This is a genomic window from Paracoccus sp. SCSIO 75233, from assembly GCF_027912675.1.
Classification (GTDB): domain Bacteria; phylum Pseudomonadota; class Alphaproteobacteria; order Rhodobacterales; family Rhodobacteraceae; genus Paracoccus.
In genome coordinates this window covers 2,114,275-2,134,732 of the sequence record NZ_CP115757.1, presented here as the reverse complement: position 1 = coordinate 2,134,732, position 20,458 = coordinate 2,114,275, and the positions used below count along the sequence as shown (strand labels likewise).

21 protein-coding genes are annotated in these 20,458 nt (G+C 60.7%); 9 read left to right on the top strand and 12 right to left on the bottom strand.

Translation table 11 applies throughout. From position 1 onward, the window contains the following. Positions 1 to 244: 244 nt before the first annotated feature. The 7 genes from PAF12_RS10305 to PAF12_RS10275 form a co-directional block, all read right to left on the bottom strand. A complete protein-coding gene (locus PAF12_RS10305) occupies positions 245 to 2,431 on the bottom strand; it encodes a 3-hydroxyacyl-CoA dehydrogenase NAD-binding domain-containing protein (RefSeq protein WP_271106844.1) in 2,187 nt (728 codons plus the stop codon). 14 nt (positions 2,432 to 2,445) lie between these two features. After that, positions 2,446 to 3,657 (bottom strand): acetyl-CoA C-acetyltransferase, encoded by a 1,212-nt coding sequence (locus PAF12_RS10300; RefSeq protein WP_271106843.1) that lies wholly within the window; start codon positions 3,655 to 3,657, stop codon positions 2,446 to 2,448. 11 nt (positions 3,658 to 3,668) lie between these two features. Then, the gene (locus tag PAF12_RS10295; protein ID WP_271106842.1) at positions 3,669 to 4,295 is read right to left on the bottom strand and encodes a glutathione S-transferase family protein; all 627 of its coding nucleotides are present in this window, start codon (positions 4,293 to 4,295) and stop codon (positions 3,669 to 3,671) included. A gap of 96 nt (positions 4,296 to 4,391) precedes the next feature. Continuing rightward, positions 4,392 to 4,958 carry a hypothetical protein gene (locus tag PAF12_RS10290; RefSeq protein WP_271106841.1) on the bottom strand — a complete coding sequence of 189 codons (567 nt, stop codon included), beginning with the start codon at positions 4,956 to 4,958 and terminating at the stop codon, positions 4,392 to 4,394. 57 nt (positions 4,959 to 5,015) lie between these two features. Then, complete coding sequence (locus PAF12_RS10285) at positions 5,016 to 6,791, bottom strand: acyl-CoA dehydrogenase C-terminal domain-containing protein (protein ID WP_271106840.1); 1,776 nt, start codon at positions 6,789 to 6,791, stop codon at positions 5,016 to 5,018. Between the two features lie 37 nt (positions 6,792 to 6,828). Then, positions 6,829 to 7,215 (bottom strand): MerR family DNA-binding transcriptional regulator, encoded by a 387-nt coding sequence (locus tag PAF12_RS10280; RefSeq protein ID WP_271106839.1) that lies wholly within the window; start codon positions 7,213 to 7,215, stop codon positions 6,829 to 6,831. 126 nt (positions 7,216 to 7,341) lie between these two features. Continuing rightward, positions 7,342 to 7,722 carry a MerR family DNA-binding transcriptional regulator gene (locus tag PAF12_RS10275; RefSeq protein WP_271106838.1) on the bottom strand — a complete coding sequence of 127 codons (381 nt, stop codon included), beginning with the start codon at positions 7,720 to 7,722 and terminating at the stop codon, positions 7,342 to 7,344. A gap of 162 nt (positions 7,723 to 7,884) precedes the next feature. Between PAF12_RS10275 and PAF12_RS10270 the strand changes: the two genes are divergently transcribed. The 3 genes from PAF12_RS10270 to PAF12_RS10260 are packed head-to-tail and all read left to right on the top strand — an operon-like array spanning position 7,885 to position 10,138. Beyond that, a complete protein-coding gene (locus PAF12_RS10270) occupies positions 7,885 to 8,322 on the top strand; it encodes a PaaI family thioesterase (protein WP_271106837.1) in 438 nt (145 codons plus the stop codon). Between the two features lies 1 nt (position 8,323). After that, positions 8,324 to 8,824 carry a PaaI family thioesterase gene (locus PAF12_RS10265; protein ID WP_271106836.1) on the top strand — a complete coding sequence of 167 codons (501 nt, stop codon included), beginning with the start codon at positions 8,324 to 8,326 and terminating at the stop codon, positions 8,822 to 8,824. 3 nt (positions 8,825 to 8,827) lie between these two features. Continuing rightward, the gene (locus tag PAF12_RS10260; RefSeq protein ID WP_271106835.1) at positions 8,828 to 10,138 is read left to right on the top strand and encodes an MATE family efflux transporter; all 1,311 of its coding nucleotides are present in this window, start codon (positions 8,828 to 8,830) and stop codon (positions 10,136 to 10,138) included. On the opposite strand, the gene hemF is transcribed toward PAF12_RS10260, so the two are convergent. After that, a complete protein-coding gene (gene hemF, locus PAF12_RS10255) occupies positions 10,135 to 10,998 on the bottom strand; it encodes an oxygen-dependent coproporphyrinogen oxidase (RefSeq protein WP_271106834.1) in 864 nt (287 codons plus the stop codon). The genes PAF12_RS10260 and hemF overlap by 4 nt on opposite strands. A 201-nt stretch (positions 10,999 to 11,199) precedes the next feature. On the opposite strand from hemF, the gene PAF12_RS10250 reads away from it, so the two are divergent. After that, a complete protein-coding gene (locus tag PAF12_RS10250; protein WP_271106833.1) occupies positions 11,200 to 11,607 on the top strand; it encodes a hypothetical protein in 408 nt (135 codons plus the stop codon). On the opposite strand, the gene PAF12_RS10245 is transcribed toward PAF12_RS10250, so the two are convergent. From PAF12_RS10245 to clpS, 3 genes are read right to left on the bottom strand one after another with little or no spacing between them, the layout of a single operon-like run. Next, the gene (locus PAF12_RS10245; RefSeq protein ID WP_271106832.1) at positions 11,604 to 12,407 is read right to left on the bottom strand and encodes an SDR family NAD(P)-dependent oxidoreductase; all 804 of its coding nucleotides are present in this window, start codon (positions 12,405 to 12,407) and stop codon (positions 11,604 to 11,606) included. The genes PAF12_RS10250 and PAF12_RS10245 overlap by 4 nt on opposite strands. Next, positions 12,404 to 13,387: a class I SAM-dependent methyltransferase gene (locus tag PAF12_RS10240; RefSeq protein ID WP_271106831.1), complete on the bottom strand. Its 984-nt coding sequence runs from the start codon at positions 13,385 to 13,387 to the stop codon at positions 12,404 to 12,406. Before PAF12_RS10240 ends, PAF12_RS10245 begins: the two co-directional genes overlap by 4 nt. A 3-nt stretch (positions 13,388 to 13,390) precedes the next feature. After that, positions 13,391 to 13,708 carry an ATP-dependent Clp protease adapter ClpS gene (gene clpS, locus PAF12_RS10235; protein ID WP_271106830.1) on the bottom strand — a complete coding sequence of 106 codons (318 nt, stop codon included), beginning with the start codon at positions 13,706 to 13,708 and terminating at the stop codon, positions 13,391 to 13,393. A 246-nt stretch (positions 13,709 to 13,954) separates the two neighbouring features. Between clpS and PAF12_RS10230 the strand changes: the two genes are divergently transcribed. After that, a complete protein-coding gene (locus tag PAF12_RS10230) occupies positions 13,955 to 15,595 on the top strand; it encodes a D-alanyl-D-alanine carboxypeptidase family protein (RefSeq protein ID WP_368045172.1) in 1,641 nt (546 codons plus the stop codon). Positions 15,596 to 15,734: 139 nt separating this feature from the next. Here PAF12_RS10230 and PAF12_RS10225 read toward each other — a convergent pair whose 3' ends face one another. Next, the gene (locus PAF12_RS10225; protein WP_271106829.1) at positions 15,735 to 16,310 is read right to left on the bottom strand and encodes a lytic transglycosylase; all 576 of its coding nucleotides are present in this window, start codon (positions 16,308 to 16,310) and stop codon (positions 15,735 to 15,737) included. 198 nt (positions 16,311 to 16,508) lie between these two features. Here PAF12_RS10225 and PAF12_RS10220 point away from each other — a divergent pair, with 198 nt between their 5' ends. The 4 genes from PAF12_RS10220 to PAF12_RS10205 are packed head-to-tail and all read left to right on the top strand — an operon-like array spanning position 16,509 to position 20,446. Next, positions 16,509 to 17,915 (top strand): circularly permuted type 2 ATP-grasp protein, encoded by a 1,407-nt coding sequence (locus PAF12_RS10220; RefSeq protein ID WP_271106828.1) that lies wholly within the window; start codon positions 16,509 to 16,511, stop codon positions 17,913 to 17,915. An 11-nt stretch (positions 17,916 to 17,926) separates the two neighbouring features. Continuing rightward, a complete protein-coding gene (locus PAF12_RS10215; protein WP_271106827.1) occupies positions 17,927 to 18,874 on the top strand; it encodes an alpha-E domain-containing protein in 948 nt (315 codons plus the stop codon). A 2-nt stretch (positions 18,875 to 18,876) separates the two neighbouring features. Next, complete coding sequence (locus PAF12_RS10210) at positions 18,877 to 19,686, top strand: transglutaminase family protein (protein ID WP_271106826.1); 810 nt, start codon at positions 18,877 to 18,879, stop codon at positions 19,684 to 19,686. A 31-nt stretch (positions 19,687 to 19,717) separates the two neighbouring features. Further along, positions 19,718 to 20,446, top strand: coding sequence for a proteasome-type protease (locus tag PAF12_RS10205; RefSeq protein ID WP_271106825.1), 729 nt, complete (start codon positions 19,718 to 19,720; stop codon positions 20,444 to 20,446). Positions 20,447 to 20,458 lie beyond the last annotated feature (12 nt).

Sequence of the window (20,458 nt, the reverse complement as noted above, 5' to 3'; positions counted from 1 at the left end):
CGACGGATCAACAGCATACAAGGTCGAAAGTTCCGCCAATTGCGGCTTCACAACAACGCAGCACGCGGCGATGCCGCATCGCGTTTACCTTGATCGTCAGGCGAGGCGCTGTGGGGGTGGCGGCTTCCGGCCAACTGCATCACGATTTTGGCAGCACAACAAATCTGCGTGAAGATGATATCAAAGGCCCGAAAAAGTAAGCGGGGACCAGTTGGCCCCCGCTGAACTGCTTGATTTAGACGGATCAGGCAGCTTTTTTCTGCGCCGCAAAGCGGCCATAGAAGCTCTGGTCCTTCTCGGCCATTTCGCGCAGCAAGGCGGGTGCCTTGAACCGTTCGCCGTGATCGGCGGTCAAAGCGTCGCATATCTCGACCGCGCGGGCCGCACCCAGCATGTCGAACCATGAGAACGGACCGCCGGACCACGGTGCGAAGCCCCAGCCGAGGATCGCGCCGACATCGCCTTCGCGAATATCCTCCAGCACGCCCTCTTCCAGTGCACGCACTGCCTCCAAGGTCTGGATGAACATAAGCCGGTGCTGAACCTCGGTCAGTTCCGGCTGCTCATCCGCCTCGGGGAATTTCGCATCCAGCCCGTCCCAAAGGCCCTGACGCTTGCCCTTTTCGTCATAGGCGTAGAACCCGGCGTTTGCCTTGCGGCCCATGCGACCCTGATCGGCCATCCAGAACAGCACCTCATCGACCACACCGTCAGGATAGGCATCGCCCATTGCGGCCTTCGTTGCTTTGGCGATCTTGACGCCGAGGTCGATCGAGGTTTCGTCCAGCAATTGCAGCGGACCCAGCGGCATGCCCATCATCTTGGCCGCGTTCTCGATCAGCGTCGGGTTTACACCCTCGGACAGCATCCGCATCCCTTCGTTGAGATAAGGGATGATGCAGCGATTCGCGTAGAAGAAGCGGGCATCGTTCACCACAATCGGCGTCTTGCGGATCTGGCGCACGAAATCGAGCGCCTTGGCCACGGCGCGGTCACCCGTTTCCTTGCCCTTGATGATTTCGACCAGCATCATCTTGTCGACAGGGCTGAAGAAATGGATGCCGATGAACTGCTCGGGCCGCTGGCTGGCCTTTGCCAGTTCGGTGATTGGCAGGGTCGACGTGTTGGTCGCGAAGATTGCGTCTTGCGGAATGACCGCCTCGGCCTGTTTTGTCACCTCTGCCTTGACGCCGGGGTCTTCGAAAACGGCCTCGACGATCAGGTCGCAGCCCTCAAGGGCGGCGTAATCCGTCGTGGCGTTGATGCGGCCCAGAACCTCCGCCTTCTTCTCTTCGGTGACCTTCTTGCGGCTGATACCCTTGTCGAGAATGCCTTCGGAATAGGCCTTGCCCTTATCCGCGGATTCCTGCTTGGCGTCGATCAGCACCACCTCGATCCCGGCATTGGCGCTGACATATGCAATGCCCGCCCCCATCATGCCCGCACCAAGGACGCCGACCTTTTTGACCTTCTCGTCCGGCAGATCGGGCCGGTTCGCGCCTTTTTCCAGCGCACCCTTGTTGATGAACAGGCTGCGGATCATGGCGGAGGAGGACGGGTTCATCATCACTTTGGTGAACCAGCGGGCCTCGATCCGCAAAGCCTGATCGAACGGGACCATTGCGCCTTCATACACTGCCGACAGCAGCGCCTTGGCGGCTGGATAGACCCCCAGCGTCTTGCCATGCACCATCGCGTTTGCGCCGACAAAGGTCATGAAGCCTGCGGGGTGATAAGGCTCGCCACCCGGCATCTTATAGCCCTTCTGATCCCAAGGCTTGACGATGTCGGCATCGGTTGCGTTCAGCACCCACTCTTTCGCGGCGGCCATCGGGTCTTCGGCGACCTCGTCGATCACGCCGGCGGCCTTGGCCTTCCGAGGATCGTTCAGCTTGCCTTCCAGCAGCAGTGGTGCAGCCGCCATCGCGCCCATCTTGCGAACGAGGCGTGTGGTCCCGCCCGCGCCGGGGAAAATGCCGACCTTGATCTCGGGAAGGCCGATCTTGGCCTTAGGGTTGTCGGCGGCGAAGATGCGGTGCGTGGCAAGCGGCAGTTCCAGCCCGATGCCAAGCCCGGTTCCCGGCAGCACCGTGACGATAGGCTTGCCGCCCTTCAGCGTTTTGGGGTCCATCCCCGCCCGCTCGATCTTGCGCAGCAGGTGGTGGAGGTCCATCACGCCGTCGAACACGCTTTGCGCGCCGCCAGTGTCTTTCAGCCCTGCGATGACGTTCAGGTCCATCCCGCCAGCGAAATCCGGCTTGCCGCTGGTGATGATGATGCCCTTCACCGAATCGTCGGCCAGGGCTTCGTCAACCAGCGCGCCGAGTTGGCTTGCGCCCTCCCAGGAGAGGACGTTCATGGATTTGTTCGGAACGTCCCAGGTGATGGTGGCGACGCCGTCGGCGTCCTTGCTCATGGTAAAGTCGGTCATGTTCCTGCCTCCCCTTACACGCGTTCGATGATGGTGGCCGCACCCATGCCGGATGCGATGCAGAGTGTGGCGAGGCCCACATTCTTGTCCTGCCGCTCCAACTCATCGAGCAGCGTGCCGATGATGATCGCGCCGGTCGCGCCCAGCGGGTGACCCATTGCAATGGAACCGCCATTGACGTTGACCAGCGCCGGATCGACCTGAAACGCCTGCATGAAGCGCAGCACGACCGAGGCAAACGCTTCGTTCACCTCGAACAGATCGATGTCGCCGATGGACATGCCGCTGTCGGCAAGGATTTTCTCCGTTACCGGGACCGGGCCGGTCAGCATGATTGTCGGATCGGTGCCGATTTTTGCGGTGGCGCGGATGCGGGCGCGTGGTTTCAGCCCGTTGGCCTTGCCGAATTCCTCATTCCCGATCAGCACGGCGGCGGCACCGTCCACGATCCCCGAGGAGTTCCCGGCATGGTGGATATGGTTGATGCGGTCCAGATGCGGGTATTTCAGCATTGCCACCTTGTCGAAGCCGGGCATGATCTCGCCCATCTCCTGAAAGCTGGCCTTCAGCTTTCCCAGATCCTCGACCGAGGTGCCGGGGCGCATATATTCGTCGCGGTCCAGAATGGTCAGCCCGTTCTGGTCCCTGACCGGGACGATGGATTTGTCGAACCGGCCTTCCTCCCACGCCTTCGCGGCGCGTTTCTGGGATTCAACGGCGAGCGCGTCGGCATCCTGACGGCTGAAACCGTATTCGGTCGCAATGATGTCGGCGCTGATGCCCTGCGGGACGAAATAGGTTTTCATGGCAAGGCTGGGGTCGACCGCAATCGCGGCGCCGTCGCTGCCCATGGCCACGCGGCCCATCATCTCGACGCCGCCGGCGATATAGCCGTTGCCGGCCCCGCCCTTGACCTGATTGGCGGCCAGATTGACGGCCTCCATGCCGCTGGCGCAGAAGCGGTTGATGGCAAGGCCGGGGATCGATTCGTCCAGATCGGAGGCCAGCACGGCACTGCGCGCAAGGCAGCCGCCCTGTTCCTTGACCTGGGTCACATTGCCCCAGATCACGTCCTCGACAGCATGGCCCTCAAGCCCGTTGCGTTCCTTCACAGCATTCAGCAGCCCGGCTGACAGCGCCAGCGAAGTTACCTCGTGCAGGCTGCCATCCTCGCGGCCCTTGCCGCGTGGCGTTCGAGCGGCGTCATAGATAAAGGCGTCGGTCATTGTTCCTCCATTCACGCCCGGTCCGAAGGATTGCCGGGCATCAGATCGTAAGGGTGTTTCCAGCCGGGCAGGGCAGCGATACCGTCCAGCCAGCGATCGATATTCGGCCATTCGGCGCGGTCGAAGCCGTATGGTTCCGGATAAAACAGGTAGCCGCAGCAAGCTGCATCGGCGATGGTGAACGTGGCGTCAGCAACCCAGTCACGTTCCGTCAAATGTGTGTCGAGTGTCTTCCACGCCGCAGTCAGACGCCCCTTCATGAAATCAATCACAGCCTGGGGGCGCTTGTCTTCGGGGATGAAGTTCTGCAGGAAACGGGCGGGCCCGGCCTGACCGGACAGTTTGTGATTGTCGAACATCAGCCAGCGCAGAACCTCGTTCCGGTCCGAGCCGAGGAACTTGCCGGTCTTTTCTGCGATGTGAAGCTGGATGACCGCCGATTGCGTCAGGGTCAGGTCGCCCTCGCGAAAGACGGGGACTTCGCCCATGTCGTTCAGCTTGCGGAATTCCGGCGTGCGGGTCTCGCCGTTGAAGAAATCCACATAGACGGCTTGCCAGTCATAACCGGCCAGTTCCATTGTCAGCGCGGCCTTGTAGGCATTGCCGCTTTCGCCAAAGCACCAGAGTTGCGCGGTCATGTTTCCTCCCGTTCGGTTCGGTCTCATGGCGCTTTTGCACGCCGGTGATGTCATTGGTCCGGCGGGAAGCCGCCGGACCGGTTTCTAAGGCAGGTCTCAGCCGCTGGGCAGCGTAACGGTTCTGAACTCGGGATAGGCCTCGCGGACATCTTCGACCGTTTCCGCGTCCGAAAGCCCGACGAGGTACCATTCGCCCTCATCCATCAGGGCCAGCGTCGTGCTTTGGTCGGTAAAGGTCTCTCCACCCGCTGTGAACCGGGCCGCGCCGGGGATCAGCGCATAGGGCATGCCGGTGCTCGTCGTCCCGACCAGAGCCTGCGATATGTCGCTGTAGCCCACGATGTCGATTTCTTGCGTCATGCCTTCGATCATCGAGCCGACAGCCGCTTTCAGGAATTCCGGCGGCGCGCCGACCTCTTCGGCCAGCATGTCGATCATCTTCGGCGGCAGGTATTCGACGACGGAAGCCATATTCCCTTGCGTGAGGTCGCGATCAAATGCGTTGACGCGCGCTTCGAGCGACTGTTTCGCGTCTTCGGTCAGCAGCGTGGTTGTCGTATAGCTCTCGCTGGCCGGGGTGGTCATCGTGGCGCATGCCCCGAGGGCCAGCGTGGCGGCGACAGCAATTGCCGCCACGGAAACGCGCGTTAGGGAAAAGTTCATATCAAAGCTCCTTTATGATCAGATGTCGCGGCGGAGACCGCCGCGACCATCAAGCCCTCAGAACTGCTCCGCGTCCAGTTCCATTACCGGATCAGCGCCGGATTCGATGCGCGCCAGATGTGTGCCCGTCATCGGAAGCTGCCGTTTCATGTAGTAACGACCGGTTGCCAGCTTGGTTTTGTAGAAATCATCGTTGCCGGTGCCCTCATCGAGCGCTTTCTGAGCGGCAACCGCCATCCGTGCCCACATGAACCCGAGCGCGGTATGGCCGAACAGATGCATGAAGTCATAAGACCCGGCCAGCGCATGGTTCGGGTTCTTCATGCCGTTATTCATGAAGAACATGGCCGCCGCCTGAAGATCCTTCGAGGCTGCTTTCAGCGGTTCGAGGAAATCGGCCTTCAATGCCTCGTTTCCTTCATGTTCCTTGATGAAGGCTTTCACGCTTTCAAAGAAGGCCATTACATGCTTGCCGCCATCCTGTGCCAGCTTGCGGCTAACCAGATCGAGCGCCTGAACACCGTTTGCGCCTTCGTAGATCATGGTGATCCGGGCATCGCGGACGAACTGGCTCATGCCGTGTTCCTCGATATAGCCGTGGCCGCCATAAACCTGCTGCGCGAGCACCGTCGTATCGAAACCCTTGTCGGTCAGGAAACCCTTGATGACCGGCGTCATCAGGGAAATCAGCCCTTCCGCAGCCTCATCTCCGCTATGGGCGCGGTCGATCTGATGTGCGCCCCAGAATGCCAGCATCCGCGCGCCCTCAAGGAAGCTCTTTTGATCCATCAGGCTGCGGCGGATGTCGGGATGCACGATCAGCGGATCGGCCGGACCTTCGGGGTTCTCGGCCCCGGTGACGGCGCGCCCCTGAAGGCGGTCCTTGGCGTATTCAACCGCGTTCTGATAAGCGGCCTCCGCCAGCGCATAGCCTTGCAGACCGACGCCGATACGGGCTTCGTTCATCATGGTGAACATGGCGCGCATGCCCTTGTGCAGATCACCCAGCAGCCAGCCTTTCGCGCCGTCGTAATTCATCACGCAGGTAGAGTTGCCGTGAATCCCCATCTTCTCTTCAAGATTGCCGACGGAGACATTGTTGCGGTCGCCAAGGCTGCCATCCTCGTTCACGAGGAATTTCGGCACGATGAAAAGCGAGATGCCCTTGGTGCTTTCGCCGCCGCCCGGTGCCTTGGCCAAGACCAGATGAATGACGTTTTCCGACATGTCGTGATCGCCGGCCGAGATGAAAATCTTCTGACCCGTGATCAGATAGGACCCGTCATCCTGCGGTTCCGCCTTGCTGCGCAGCAGGCCCAGATCGGTGCCGCAATGCGGCTCGGTCAGGTTCATGGTGCCGGTCCATTCGCAGGACACCATCTTGGGCAGATATTTCTGCTTCTGCTCATCGGTGCCGTGGGCATGGATCGCGGAATAGGCACCGTGGGTCAGGCCCTGATACATATTGAAGGCCATATTGGCCGAGACAAACACCTCACCCGTTGCGAGACCCAGCAGATAGGGCATGCCCTGACCGCCATATTCCGGGTCGCAGTCAAGCGCGGTCCATCCGCCTTCCTTCATCTGTTCGAACGCCTCGCCAAACCCATCCGGGGTGCGAACGACGCCGTTTTCCAGTGTGCAGCCCTGCTGGTCCCCGACTACGTTCAGCGGCGTAAGCACCTCGCTGGCGAGCTTGCCGGCGGCTTCCAGAACGGCTTCGGTGAAATCACGATCCAGCTCTTCGTGGCCGGGCAACCCGGAGGCGGAAACTTCAAGCACATCATGAAGGATGAACTGCATGTCACGAACGGGGGCATTGTAAATTGGCATCTTTTATCCTGTCGGTTTAACTGTGTCGTTTGCTGAATCAGGCACTTTTGCGCGCGGTCAGAAGTTGCTCGGCTTCCGCAAGTTTCTGCGTGAGGTCGTCAATCGCATAGGTCAGCTCGTCCCGCTGGCGGATCATGTCGGCCAGACGTTCATGCGACGCAGCGATTGTCGCCGTTATCTGCGCCATATTGTCGCCGGTCGGATCGTAGAGCTCCAGAAGCTGCCGAATATCTTCAAGGCTGAAGCCAAAACGCTTGCCCTGGAGAATGAGTTTCAACCGCCCGCGATCCCGACGGTTATAGAGCCGGTGCTGGCCGCGCCGTTCGGGCGAGATCAGTTCGCGGGATTCGTAGAAACGGAGCGTGCGCGGCGTTACGTCGAACTTCTCGCACATCTGCCCAATTGTCATGAGCTCATCGTTCATTGCTGCCCCTCCCCGAAGCTCAATTCCGAACATGGGGTGAGAGTGCCGAAAGTTGACGCGAACGTAAACTAAGACGCTGCGTCACAATGACCGATGTAATTTTGGGGCGGAATCCGGTTTCGGTTGTCAGTCCATGTTCTGCAGGATCTCGACCGTTTCATCGCGAAGCTGGCGCAGATCGTCTATCGCGGCCTCGATGTCGGCCTTTTGATTCGCCAGCACGTCGAGTTGCTGATTGGCCATGCCGATCCAGACCTCATACTGCTCGCGATCGCCTTTCCGGTCGTAAAGCTCAAGCCACTGACGGATCTCTTCCAGAGAAAAGCCGAATTTCCGCCCGCGCAGAATCAATGTCATCCGGGCCACTTCGCGCGCCGAGTAAAACCGTGAGCGGCCCTCTTTCCTCGGTTGCAGCAGTTCAATGTATTCGTAGTAACGCAGCGTCCGTGGTGTCACGTCAAAACAGGCGCACATCTCCTTGAAACTAAGCTCATCTGAAACGGGCATCGTAATCCTGTGCGTCAGAGAAATCTGTTTTCACGCTAACCCCTTGGTCGCAATGTCGCAACAGTGTGGTGAGGGGTGGCGCGACATCCGAGCCCACCCGGCTATTGCGACTACCTGCCGCACCCGTTTATCAGGATGTTACAGCAAGCCAGGGGACGCAGCATGACAGAAGACAACGCCGCTGAGGTCGCGCGCGACCGGATTGCCCGCCAGTTTATCGAGGCGATCCCTCATGCCCGTGCGCTTGGCATGGGGCTCGACCGTATCGGGGCGGGTGAGGCCGAGATTTCGATGGGTTGGGATGAAAACTTCGTCGGCGATCCGAAAAGCGGGATCGTTCATGGCGGTGTCGTTTCTGCCTTGATGGATACCTGCTGCGGGGCGGCGGTGCTGACGCATCCGACGGCGCCGAAATCGACCGCGACCATAGACCTGCGGATCGACTATATGCGCGGCGCGACACGCGGTCAGCGTATCCGGGCCGTCGCAAAATGCTATCATGTGACCCGCTCGGTGGCCTTCGTCCGGGCGGAGGCATTCGATGACGACCGTGCCAATCCCGTCGCCTCGGCAAGCGGCGCATTCACGTTGGGACGGTAAGATGGTAGACCGGAACGAACCCCTGCATGAAATCAAATCGCGGCGCGATACGGCCCTGCGGACCTTGATCCAGTCGGTGCCCTATATCCGCTGGATGGGTATCGAGTTCGATCGGCGTGGCGATGAATTGACCGCTGTCATGCCCTATGACGAGAAGCTGATCGGCAATCCGCTGCTGCCAGCACTTCACGGCGGCGCAACTGCCGCTTTCCTTGAGATCGCGGGCGTTGTTGAACTGGCCTGGTCCGCGATGTGGGAGGATATGGAATCGGGTCGCATCCGCCTGTCTGAATCCGATCAGGATACGCCACTGCGTTTGCCCAAGACGATTGACTTCACGGTCGATTACCTCCGTTCGAGGTTGCCGCGCGATGCCTATGCGCGCGCCCGCGTGGTCAGGTCGGGCCGCCGCTACGCCTCGGTTCATATCGAGGCATGGCAGGACAACCGGGCGAAGCTGTTCGCGCAGGCAACGGCGCATTTTCTGATGCCGCAAAGCTGAGCCATGAGGCAGGGCGGGACCGTCACAAATCGCCGGGTGTTGGCGATTGCGCTGCCGATTGTGCTGTCGAATGCGACCATTCCGCTGCTCGGGGCGGTCGATACGGGCGTGATCGGCCAACTTGGCGAGGCCGCGCCAATCGGCGCGGTCGGGATCGGTGCCGTTATCCTGACCTCCATCTACTGGGTTTTCGGCTTTCTGCGCATGGGCACCTCAGGTCTGGTCGCGCAGGCACATGGTGCGGGGGACGACGCGGAAATCGGTGCCCATCTGATCCGTGCCCTGTCCATCGCGGGCGTTGCCGGGGTCTTGCTGATCTTGCTGTATCCGCTGTTGTTCCCACTGGCCTTCCGGCTCGCCCCCGCAAGCGATGAGGTCGAGCGGCTGGCGTTGGAATATCTCTCCATCCGGATCTGGGGCGCGCCGGCGACGATTGCGCTTTATGCGATCACCGGCTGGATGATCGCGATGGAACGGACGCGCGATGTCCTGATCCTGCAAGTCCTGCAAAATGGTCTGAACGTCGCGCTGGATTTCGTCTTTGTGCTCGGTCTCGGATGGAGCGTTGGCGGTATCGCCACGGCCACGCTGATCGCGGAGTTGTCCGGTCTGGCACTCGGTCTGTGGTTCTGCCGCCATGCGCTCCGCGCGTCGGCGAGGCAGGTCGGGATATTCGCGCGGCAAAAACTGCTCCGGCTCGTCCGGGTCAATGCCGATATCATGATCCGTTCGATGCTGCTGATCGCGTCGATGACCAGCTTTATGTTCCTGTCGTCGGGGCAGGGTGACGTCACACTCGCAGCAAACCAGATACTGATCCAGTTTCTGCAATTTGCTGCGTTCGGTCTGGACGGGTTCGCCTTCGCCGCCGAGTCGCTTGTGGGGCAGGCGGTTGGTGCGCGGCGACCCGATATGCTGCGCCGCAGTTCGGTGCTGAGTTCGGCGTGGGGTGTCGGTTGTGCCATGCTGCTCGCGCTCATATTCGCGGTCTTCGGCCCCGCGATCATCGACCTTCTGACGACGGCGCCCGAAGTGCGGGAGGAAGCGCGGCGTTATCTGCCTTGGCTGGTGGCGATGCCGCTTGTCAGCGTGGCCAGCTATATGTTCGACGGAATATTCATCGGCGCGACGCTGACAGGGCGCATGCGCAAGACAATGATCGAGGCGGTCGCGGTCTACATCCCTGCGCTGATCCTGCTGCCCTCAGCCTTTGGCAATCATGGATTGTGGTTGGCGCTTGCGCTGCTTAATGCCACCCGTGCGCTGACAATGGCACGCTTCTACCGTGAGGCGGAGGCCGCAGCGGGCGGCTAAACCCATTTTGCCATCGGCGGCAGGCTCATCAGAACCGCATCGGCATTATGCCCGGTTTCCAGCCCGAATTTCGTGCCGCGGTCATAGACGAGGTTATATTCCGCATAAAGGCCGCGATGAACGAGCTGCAGGTCCTTGTCGGCGGCGTTCCATGCAGTACCGCTGCGTTTCTCGGTCAGCGGAAGGAAAGCAGGCAGAAACGCCTCACCGACTGCCCGTGTAAACGCAAAGTCCGCCTCCCAGTTGCCGGAGTTCAGGTCGTCGTAGAAAACCCCGCCGACACCGCGTGCCCGGCCACGATGGGGAATAAAGAAATATTCGTCGGCCCATGCCTTGAAGCGTTCATAATAGCTGGGATCATGCGCGTCGCAGGCGTCCTTCAGCCTGGCGTGGAAATGCGCGGTATCCTCGGCATATTCTATGCACGGGTTCAGGTCTGCCCCGCCCCCGAACCACCATGCTTGCGGGGTCCAGAACATCCGCGTATTCATGTGGACTGCTGGTGCGTGCGGGTTCTGCATATGTGCGACAAGGCTGATGCCGGAGGCCCAGAAGCGCCCGTCCTGTTCCATCCCCGGTACGCCGCGTGCTGCCATCGCGGCCTGCGCTCGGGGCGACAACGTGCCGTGAACTTCGGACCAGTTCACCCCGATTTTCTCGAAAACCCGTCCGCCGCGCATGACCGACATGATCCCGCCACCACCGTTCTCCGCGCGTTCGGTCGGCGTGATCTCGAAACGACCTGGCTTCGCGGTATCGGGTCCGCGGTCCTCCAGTGCCTCGAATGAGGCCGTGATCCGGTCGCGCAATTCGCGAAACCAGTCTGCGGCGCGGCGGCGCTCTGTTTCCATTTCGTCCATAGCGGCTCCTGCGGAAGAACCGGCGGAGCCGCCGGTTTTCGATGGATGCTTCGGGTCGACGGCTTAACCCTGCCGATGCGACACCGCAATATCGCTGGCAGGAAAACCACATATTAAGCCGCGTGAGAATGCGAGAGTTGATTTGCCCGCATCGCGCCGCGCCGATAAGGTTTCGGTATGAAAAACCTGCAAAGGCCACCAATGATCCGCAAAATCGCTCTGCTTGTTCCGCTCGCACTTTTGGCTGGCTGCGGCACCCCGCAGGAACGCTGTATTCGCAGCAACACCCGCGAATACAGGGCCCTGACCAATCTGCTGGAGGAAACCAACGCCAATCTCGCCCGAGGCTACGCATGGCGAGAGCGGGAGGTCGTCCGCACGGAATATGAGACCTGCCAGCGTCCCGTGCGCAACAAGGATGGCGAAATTCAGGTCGTGTATTACGGTTGCTGGCGGGATCGGCTGGACACCGAACGTTACAGGGTTCCCATCGATCCGGCGGCGGAAGAGCGTACGCGCGATAATTTGCAGGCAAAGCTGGACGTAGAAGCCCGGCGCGCGCAGGAGGCCGTCCGCCAGTGCCGCGCGGCTTACCCTGAAGAGGCCTAGAACATCGCCGCCTGCACCGGATCCAGCAGGCTGCGACCGCCATCGACATTTACGATCTGGCCGGTGACGAAGCCGGCCCCGTCTCCGACAAGATACAGAACCGCGTCGGCCAATTCCTCCGATTCCGCGATCCGGCCCATTGGCGTGCCGCGAATGATGCCGTCACGCAGCTCCGGATGCTCCTTGAGCGTGCATTTCAGCTCGGTCGTCATCACCGAACCAAAGGCGACAGAATTCACCCTGATCCGGTGCGGCGCCAGCGCCAGCGCCAGCGCGCGCGTCGCCTGATCCTGCGCCGCCGACGCGATGGAATAGGCCAGAAGCTCAGGATGCGGGCGCTGTGCGGCGAGCGTCGTCATATTGACGATGGCGCCCGCCATGCCGTCGGGCTCGGCATCCTCGTTCTGAAGGATCATCCGCTTGGCCACGATCTGTGACAGCCGCAACCCGGCCAGCAGGTTCTGGCGCAGCATTTCTTCCAGAGCATCGCCGCTGGTGTCCAGCGGATCATCGGCTTTCAGCAGCCGATGGGCGTTGACCAGCATGTCAACACGATCAAAGGCGTCTATGGTTGCTGACAGCAGGTTTGCCATCGAAAGCCGCTGCGACATGTCGGCGGAGAAGCTGCGCGCCCGCCCGTCATCCTCGAAGCGCGCCATTTCGTTATTCAGGGCGGCCTCGTCACTGTCGGCGAACATCACATTCGCGCCGCGATCATATAATTGCCTTGCAACAGCCAGACCAACACTGTGGCCCGCGCCGGTGACGATGGCGGTTCTTCCTTCGAGCGATCGGCTCATGAGCTTTGCCCCCTCCGCGCGCGTGTGGCGGATAATATCTTGAATTTGTTGTCTCCGGCGATTTCGCTGAACTCGCCGAAATACTGATCCAGCGCCGCCTCATAGGGCAGATGCCGGTTCGCGACCATCCAGAGCCGCCCGGCGCCGGTCAACAGCGACGCCGCCGCTTTTATGAACGCGATTCCCAATTTCGGGTCAGCCGCACGGCCTTCGTGAAAAGGTGGGTTCATGATCACCCCGTTCACCGGGTCCGGCAGCCGGAAACTACGCGCATCGGCCCAGTGGAAATGAACGCGCGGATCATTGATGTTCTGCTGAGCGCAGAGATGGGCGGCGTGGTCAGCCTCAACGAGGTGAAGGGTCTCCACACCGGGATGCGTCAGAATTTGTGCCGCCAGCCAGCCCCAACCGGAACCCAATTCCACAATCCGGGTAGGCAGACGATCAGGCAGCGCCGCTGCCAGTGCCGCCGATCCCGGATCGATCCGATCTGCCGAGAACATTCCCGCCCGCGTCGTGAACCCCGGCGCTGGTGTCAGCGCCGCCGCCGCCCAGTCAAGGGGGATGGCCGCCGGATCATTGATCCGGGCTATTTTGCCATGTGCCTTGGACATCACATCAGAAACGCCGCCAAACTGCTTCGTTTCTTTAAGAATCGCCTCTATCCCATCGGTTTTCTGCCCGTCGATCCAAAGCGCGCCATCGGGTGCCAGATGCGCTGCCGCCTCGGCAATCCGCGCACGCGCGGCGTCCCGCGATCTGGGTATTGAAACGAGGATGGTGCGGAACTCGCCCCGGGCCTGAAAACCGACCTGCCAGCCCCGGGCGGTCAGCGCGTTGAAATGATGGGCGTGCTGCTCGACGATCTCGGTTCGTGCCCGGTCGAAACCGGGAAGCTCTTCGGACCCGTCAGCGCCGATGACCAGCGCCCGATCCGCAACGCCGTCAGGAAAGGCCAGTTCAAGCCGTGCAGAGCGCATGCGCTATTCTTTTTCCATGGTGCATTGCAGCGGATGCTGCTGACGGCGCGCCAGTTCCATGACCTGCGCCACTTTGGTTTCCGCGATCTCATGCGAAAACACGCCGACCACTGCCACACCTTTTCGGTGGACAGTCAGCATGATCGCCATCGCCTGCGAGTGCGACATGGCGAATAGTCGCTCAAGCACATGAACGACGAACTCCATCGGTGTGAAGTCGTCATTCAGCAACAGCACCTTGTACATCGGCGGGCGCTGCGACTTTGAACGAGGTTTGACTGCGAGATCTGAATCCTCGCGATCACCGGGGTCTTGGGGCATATTTCAATTTCGGGCAAGTTTGAATTTGCCATGAATATAGGAGGTTTTGTTGACAATGAAACCCCATCGGGCCATCGGCTGCTTTTGCGTTTTTCGCCGGGGACGCCTTCGCCCCGCCGAAATCCATCAAATGCAAGGTTTCCGGGGCGTTCCCGTTGTGCTATTCTATGCTAATAAATGACGGCCTAGGATAAAAAAGGGCCGCTACAGGCAAAAGAGATCGAGACAGTGACCAGATTCAGCACGATGTTCCGCGCAGGATTGCTGACGCTTATGGCGTTCCTGATTCCCGTTGCCGTCCAGGCTGCACCATTCGCAGCATTCGTTATGGATGGTCGAACCGGTAAGCAAATTCACGCTCAAAACGCAGATACCCGTCTTCATCCGGCGTCGCTGACGAAAATGATGACGCTTTATATGGCGTTTACGGCGATTGAACGCGGGCAGGTCCGGCTTGATACCAAGTTCACGATTTCAACCAAAGCCGCGAATGAGGTGCCGTCAAAGCTGGGGCTGCGGGCGGGGCAGAAGATCGAACTGCGCTATCTGATCCGCGCGGCGGCGATCAAATCGGCCAATGATGCAGCGACCGCCATCGGTGAGAACCTTGCCGGGTCGGAGGCCAATTTCGCCAACCAGATGACCCGCATGGCGCAGGCATTGGGCATGCGGAACAGCCAGTTCCGGAATGCGAACGGCCTGACCCAGTCCGGTCATTTTTCGACCGCGCGCGACATGACGATCCTTGGTCGCCGGCTTTTCTATGATTTTCCACAATATTACCCGATCTTCTCGCGGCGTTCTGCCGATGCCGGGATCGCGACGGTGCGTTCGACCAACCGGACATTCCTCGACAATTACAGCGGCGCTGACGGGATCAAGACCGGATATACGCGGGCTGCGGGGTTCAACCTGACCGCGTCGGCGCAGCGCGGATCGAAGCGCATCATCGCGACCGTATTCGGGGGCACCTCCACGGCGCAGCGTAACGCCACGATGGCGAAGCTGCTGGATATGGGCTTTGGCCGCGCGCCGACCCGTGTGCGTGAGGTCAAACCTGCGCCGCCGCAATATATCGTGCAGCGAAAATCCAGCCGCAAGGTCGCGGTTGCTGCTGCCAGTACCGCCCCGGCGGCGCGTCCTGCTTCGCTTAAAAAGCCGCAGCCCTCGACGGCCACGGTTGCGACGAAAAGCCTGAACACAGCGTTGAACGAGGCAATGGCGCTCGCTGCGACGAAACCGCAGGCCGCGCCTGCCAAGCAAGCCGCGGCGAGCGGTGCCGCGACCGGGGTCCGCAGACTGGCCAGCAGTTCGCGCCCGCCAAGGCGACCTTCCCAGGTGGCGTCGACTGCGGCTGCGACGAATGATGCGGTGAAGGAAGCGATGACTGCTACGGTTGTTGCCAGCGCGTCGCAAGGGGGTTTGTCGGTGTCGGCACGACCGATCCGCGCGCCGCGTAGCCGTGGCGCGGCTTCACCGGCGATTGCGGCGGCGAGCACCTCCGACGTCGCCAAGCGGTCGAATGCCGACCTGACGCTGGAAACGTCACCGAAACCGCAGCGCCGCTCCGAAACGGTGATTATCGGAAGCTCCGCCGGTGAGGGGCCGGAGGCGCGTCCGACCGAAAAAGTGTCTCGTGCGTCGTCCTCCGGCGGGCAGGCTTGGGGCGTTTCGCTTGGTCGCTTCAAGACCCGCGATCAGGCAGATGCCCGGCTGATCCAGATCGCCATGCAGGAGAGCGAGTTGCTCGACGGTGCGCTGCGCAATATCCGCGAATCGTCCAGCGGCTTTGAAGCGACCCTTGTCGGTCTGTCTCAGTCGGATGCGCAGAAAACCTGCGGGCGCGTTGCGAAGCAATCCCTTCGCTGCGATCTGATGGCACCGTGATCTGATCCGGTCCCAAAAAGAAAGGCCCCGTTTTCGGGGCCTTTTTTATGCCGTCAGCCAAGCATCTTTACCGGTCCTGAAGCGACATTCGCCGGTGATCGGCCCGCTGTCGGTTCGATATTCCAAACGCCTTGGCCGATCAGCGGCAGCGATAAAGCTGGGTCTGGTACATTTCCGCCCGCGACTGCACCCGATTGGCGACATTGACCAGCCAACCCTTTGAGCGATAGGAGCCGCGTGAGAAACCGCCACGGCCCTCATGATAGGCCAGATACTGGCTGCGGGCGTCGGATTTGGCGATGCCGAGGCTGCGGGTGGAGCCGTCCATATACCAACCCATGAAATCGGTGGCATCGTTGATATTGTCGCGGCGTGCCCGGCGGTTGCCGGTAGATTGCTGATATTCCTCCCAGGTTCCGTCCAGAGCCTGACTGTACCCATACGCAGAGCTTTGCCGGCCAACCGGAATGATGCCGAGCGCATATTGATGCGGCGTGCGGGCGTCGCCGATGAATTTCGATTCCTGATGAATCGTCGCCATCTGCACGGCAATCGGGATGCCCCAACGGCGCTCGGTTCGTTTCATTGCCCGAAAATAGGCGGGCCGCTCGCGAATGATGCCGCAGGCATTGTCGAGGTTGCGCGGGGCGGAGTAGTTCCCTCCTCCACAGGACGCGACCAGCATCAGGATGCAAAGCTTCAAAAACCTGTTCATGGCTGCCTCGTTTTTTTTGACGTATTTTGTTGTCAGTTTAAGGCAATTGACGGGGAGGTTAAACAGGGTCTTGGTTGCTCATAAAATGGGCAGATGCTGGAACCTCACCCAATTAGACTCGTTAGAATAGCAAGCCGACTTTAAGTCGGAGGCGCTGCGGGGCAGGTTGGCTTTGTGGCGGAAGTGACGGGGGAGCAAATGTATTACAACGAAATGTTCGACGGCGAGCAGGTGCGGGAAGCTTATGCGAGCCTCTCGGACTGGGTCGACCATATGCCTGCCGATTTCCGGCAGATGAAACAGGCCGAGGCGGAGGCGCTGTTTCGCCGGATCGGGATCACCTTTGCGGTGTATGGCGAGGGCGGCGATCCGGACCGGCTTATCCCGTTTGACATGATGCCGAGAGTGTTCACGCAAAATGAATGGCGTCGTTTGGAGCGTGGGATCAAGCAGCGGGCCAAGGCGCTGAACGCGTTCCTGCGGGATGTCTACTCCCGTGGTGAAATCGTGCGCGCAGGCCGCATTCCGGCGCGGCTGGTTTATCAGAATGAAGCCTATGAAAAAGCGGTCGTCGGCTTCGTACCGCCGCGCGGCGTTTACAGCCATATCATCGGGATCGACCTCGTGCGCACGGGCCGCGACGATTTCTTCGTTCTGGAGGACAATTGCCGAACCCCGTCCGGTGTCAGCTACATGCTCGAAAACCGTGAAATCATGATGCGGATGTTCCCGGAACTGTTCCGCGGCAACCGTATCGAGCCCGTTGATGGCTATCCTGAGCTTTTGCGCCGGACCCTGGAATCGGTTGCGCCCAAGAAATGTGAGGGGAAACCCCGCGTGGTGATCCTCACGCCCGGCCATTTCAACAGCGCCTATTACGAACATAGTTTCCTCGCCAACCTGATGGGCATCGAGCTGGTCGAAGGGGCGGATTTGTTCGTTGACGGTGAATTCGTCTTCATGCGCACGACCGAGGGGCCGAAGAAGGTGGATGTCATCTATCGCCGGATCGACGACGCCTTCATCGATCCGCTGACCTTCCGGCGAGACTCCATGCTGGGCATTCCGGGACTGATGGATGTCTATCGCTCCGGCGGCGTTTCGATCTGTTCCGCGCCCGGTGCGGGTGTCGCGGATGACAAGGCCATCTATACCTTCGTGCCTGAAATGGTCCGGTTCTATCTTGGCGAGGAACCGATCCTGAAGAATGTCGACACATGGACGCTCTGGAAGGACGAAGATTACAAATACGTTATGGACAATCTTCCCGATCTCGTCGTGAAGGAGGTCCACGGCTCCGGCGGTTACGGGATGCTGGTCGGGCCGCGCTCGACCAAGGAGGAGATCGAGAAGTTCCGCAAGCTGATCGAGAAGAACCCGAATAACTATATCGCCCAACCCACCTTGTCGCTGTCCACCTGCCCGACTTTCGTCGAGGAAGGCATCGCGCCGCGCCATGTCGATCTGCGCCCCTTCTGCCTGTGCGGCGAACGTATCGAACTGGTGCCGGGCGGTCTGACACGCGTGGCGTTGAAAGAGGGCAGTCTGGTCGTCAACTCGTCGCAAGGCGGGGGCGTCAAGGACACCTGGGTCCTGTCGGAATAAGGGGAAAGATCATGCTTAGCCGTACCGCATCCAACCTCTTCTGGCTCGGCCGTCATATGGAACGCGCCGAAACCGCCTCTCGCCTGTTCGAAGTCGGCGCGAGGATTACCCTGCTGCCGAACACGGCGGAGGGTTATCAGAACGAGTGGCAGTCGCTTCTGCGCGCCTCCGCCGCGTCTGATCTTTATCATCGCAGCTATGATGAACTGAGCGAGGAGAACATGGAGAGATTCATGATCTTCGACCGCAACAACCCCTCCTCGGTCGCAAGCTGCATGTATAACGCGCGCGAATCCGGCCGTATCGTGCGCACCGCGCTGACCAGCCGGGTCTGGGACGCGCTGAATGTTGCCTGGCAGGAAATGCGGGGCATGGATCCGGGGCAGGAGGACGCCGCCGATCTGGCCGATATGGTGGCCCGCCATGCCTCGACCGTGCATGGCGCGATTGATGGCACGCAGCTTCGCAATGATGGGTTCCATTTCATGAAACTCGGCTATGCGCTCGAACGGGCGGATTCGACGGCGCGTGTGCTGGATGTGAAATATTTCGTCCTCTTGCCGCGGGTCGAATTTGTCGGCTCCGGCCTCGACAACTACCAGTGGCAAGTGATCTTGCGTGCGCTTTCGGCCCACAGGTCGTTCCACTGGGCTTACGGTGACGATGTCAGCGCCTCGCGGGTTGCGCATTTCCTGATCCTGAACGGCGAAGCGCCGCGTTCGCTGATCACCTCGGTGAACGAGGCGCTCTGGCATCTCGACTGCCTGCTGCGCCGATATGGCGAGGAGGTGCCGCACAGCGCGCGCGACCGGGCGCAGGCGCTTGCCGACCGTTTCGCGGCGCTGGATATTGACGAGATTTTCGATGAGGGGCTGCACGAATTCCTCACCGACTTCATCATCGAGATCGGTCGTATCGCGACTTGCGTCCAGAACGATTTCTTTCACGGAAGGGGCTGAACATGCGGCTCAGGATTACCCACCACACCGTTTACGATTACGAACGCCCGGTGAGCTTCGGCGTTCAGAGCCTGCGCATGACGCCCTCGGTCTTTCAGGGTCAGAAAGTGATCGACTGGACGGTCGATATGGGCGCGGCGGAACCCGGCGCAGGGTTTCGCGACGGTGCCGGCGATTGGGTCCAGCTTTGGACCATTCACGGCCCGGTCGAGCAGGTCCCGGTGCGGATCGAAGGGGAGGTCGAGACGACCGACCTTGCGGGCGTATTGCGCGGCCATCGTGAGATGATCCATCCGATGGTTTACCTGCAAACGACCGAAAGCACCTCGCCAGACGAGGCGATCAAAGATTTTGCCGCCGGTCCGGGGGCCGAGCTATCGCAGCTCGACCTTGCGCATGCCCTGTCGCATATCGTGCATGAGCGGGTCGCCTACAGGCCGGGCGTGACCAACGGGCTGACGACGGCCGCGCAGGCGCTGTCACAGGGCGAAGGTGTGTGTCAGGACCACGCCCATGTCCTGATTGCAATGGCGCGGGCGCGCGGCGTTCCGGCGCGCTATGTCTCGGGCTATCTGCATGCGGATGCGGAAGGCAATGCCCACGAGGCCGCCCATGCCTGGGCTGAGCTTTATATCGACGGGCTCGGCTGGGTCGGGTTCGATGCGGCGAATGAGACCTGTCCGAACGAATTCTATGTGCGGACCGGCTCCGGTCTGGATGCGCGCGACGCGGCCCCCATCCGTGGTGTCACGGCCATGGGCGGCGCGGAGAAGCTTGATGTGAAGGTTGCGGTCGAACGGGTCGACGCATAATTTCCGGCTCGAACGAATCGTTGGGCCGATCATGACCTATTGTGTTGCGCTGAAGCTGAATGCCGGGCTGGTTTTGCTGTCCGATACGCGGACCAATGCGGGGCTGGATAACATATCCACCTACCGCAAGATGTTCTTCTTCGAAGAACCCGGCGAGCGGGTGATAGCAATCATGACCGCAGGCAGCCTGTCGGTCACGCAAACGACGATTGCGCGGCTTCAGGAAGCGATCGAACATCCGGATGCGACCGAACTCAGCTCGATCATGAAGGCATCCTCCATGCTCGGCGTGGTCGACGTGATCGGAGAGGCCCTTGCACGGACGCGGCGCGAGATTGCCTCTCAACACACCGATCTGGGCCAAAGCCAGGCATCCGCCAGCATGATCGTGGCCGGTCAGCGGGCGGGCGGCGATATGCGGCTGTTTCTGGTCTATCCCGAGGGCAACCATATCGAGGCGACCGAGGACACGCCCTATCTGCAAATCGGGGAGCATAAATACGGCAAGCCGATCCTCGACCGGGTGGTGACACCGGCGACCAGCCTTGAGGACGCGCAGAAGGCGGTTCTGCTGTCGATGGACTCGACGATGAAGTCGAACCTGTCTGTGGGCATGCCGCTAGATCTTGCGATTATCGAGAAAGATGCCTGTCAGGTCAGCGCCAAGCGCCGCATCCTGCAAAGCGATCCGCAATTCTCCGAGATGTCGGAAGCATGGTCAGAGGCGCTACGCGAAGCCTTCGTCAAAATGCCCCTGTAGGGTGCGTTTCAA

Coding starts and splice junctions, on each gene's coding strand:
- PAF12_RS10305 (WP_271106844.1), bottom strand. CDS start 2,431: ATGACCGACTTTACCATGAGCAAGGACGCCGACGGCGTCGCCACCATC.
- PAF12_RS10300 (WP_271106843.1), bottom strand. CDS start 3,657: ATGACCGACGCCTTTATCTATGACGCCGCTCGAACGCCACGCGGCAAG.
- PAF12_RS10295 (WP_271106842.1), bottom strand. CDS start 4,295: ATGACCGCGCAACTCTGGTGCTTTGGCGAAAGCGGCAATGCCTACAAG.
- PAF12_RS10290 (WP_271106841.1), bottom strand. CDS start 4,958: ATGAACTTTTCCCTAACGCGCGTTTCCGTGGCGGCAATTGCTGTCGCC.
- PAF12_RS10285 (WP_271106840.1), bottom strand. CDS start 6,791: ATGCCAATTTACAATGCCCCCGTTCGTGACATGCAGTTCATCCTTCAT.
- PAF12_RS10280 (WP_271106839.1), bottom strand. CDS start 7,215: ATGAACGATGAGCTCATGACAATTGGGCAGATGTGCGAGAAGTTCGAC.
- PAF12_RS10275 (WP_271106838.1), bottom strand. CDS start 7,722: ATGCCCGTTTCAGATGAGCTTAGTTTCAAGGAGATGTGCGCCTGTTTT.
- PAF12_RS10270 (WP_271106837.1), top strand. CDS start 7,885: ATGACAGAAGACAACGCCGCTGAGGTCGCGCGCGACCGGATTGCCCGC.
- PAF12_RS10265 (WP_271106836.1), top strand. CDS start 8,324: ATGGTAGACCGGAACGAACCCCTGCATGAAATCAAATCGCGGCGCGAT.
- PAF12_RS10260 (WP_271106835.1), top strand. CDS start 8,828: ATGAGGCAGGGCGGGACCGTCACAAATCGCCGGGTGTTGGCGATTGCG.
- hemF (WP_271106834.1), bottom strand. CDS start 10,998: ATGGACGAAATGGAAACAGAGCGCCGCCGCGCCGCAGACTGGTTTCGC.
- PAF12_RS10250 (WP_271106833.1), top strand. CDS start 11,200: ATGATCCGCAAAATCGCTCTGCTTGTTCCGCTCGCACTTTTGGCTGGC.
- PAF12_RS10245 (WP_271106832.1), bottom strand. CDS start 12,407: ATGAGCCGATCGCTCGAAGGAAGAACCGCCATCGTCACCGGCGCGGGC.
- PAF12_RS10240 (WP_271106831.1), bottom strand. CDS start 13,387: ATGCGCTCTGCACGGCTTGAACTGGCCTTTCCTGACGGCGTTGCGGAT.
- clpS (WP_271106830.1), bottom strand. CDS start 13,708: ATGCCCCAAGACCCCGGTGATCGCGAGGATTCAGATCTCGCAGTCAAA.
- PAF12_RS10230 (WP_368045172.1), top strand. CDS start 13,955: ATGTTCCGCGCAGGATTGCTGACGCTTATGGCGTTCCTGATTCCCGTT.
- PAF12_RS10225 (WP_271106829.1), bottom strand. CDS start 16,310: ATGAACAGGTTTTTGAAGCTTTGCATCCTGATGCTGGTCGCGTCCTGT.
- PAF12_RS10220 (WP_271106828.1), top strand. CDS start 16,509: ATGTATTACAACGAAATGTTCGACGGCGAGCAGGTGCGGGAAGCTTAT.
- PAF12_RS10215 (WP_271106827.1), top strand. CDS start 17,927: ATGCTTAGCCGTACCGCATCCAACCTCTTCTGGCTCGGCCGTCATATG.
- PAF12_RS10210 (WP_271106826.1), top strand. CDS start 18,877: ATGCGGCTCAGGATTACCCACCACACCGTTTACGATTACGAACGCCCG.
- PAF12_RS10205 (WP_271106825.1), top strand. CDS start 19,718: ATGACCTATTGTGTTGCGCTGAAGCTGAATGCCGGGCTGGTTTTGCTG.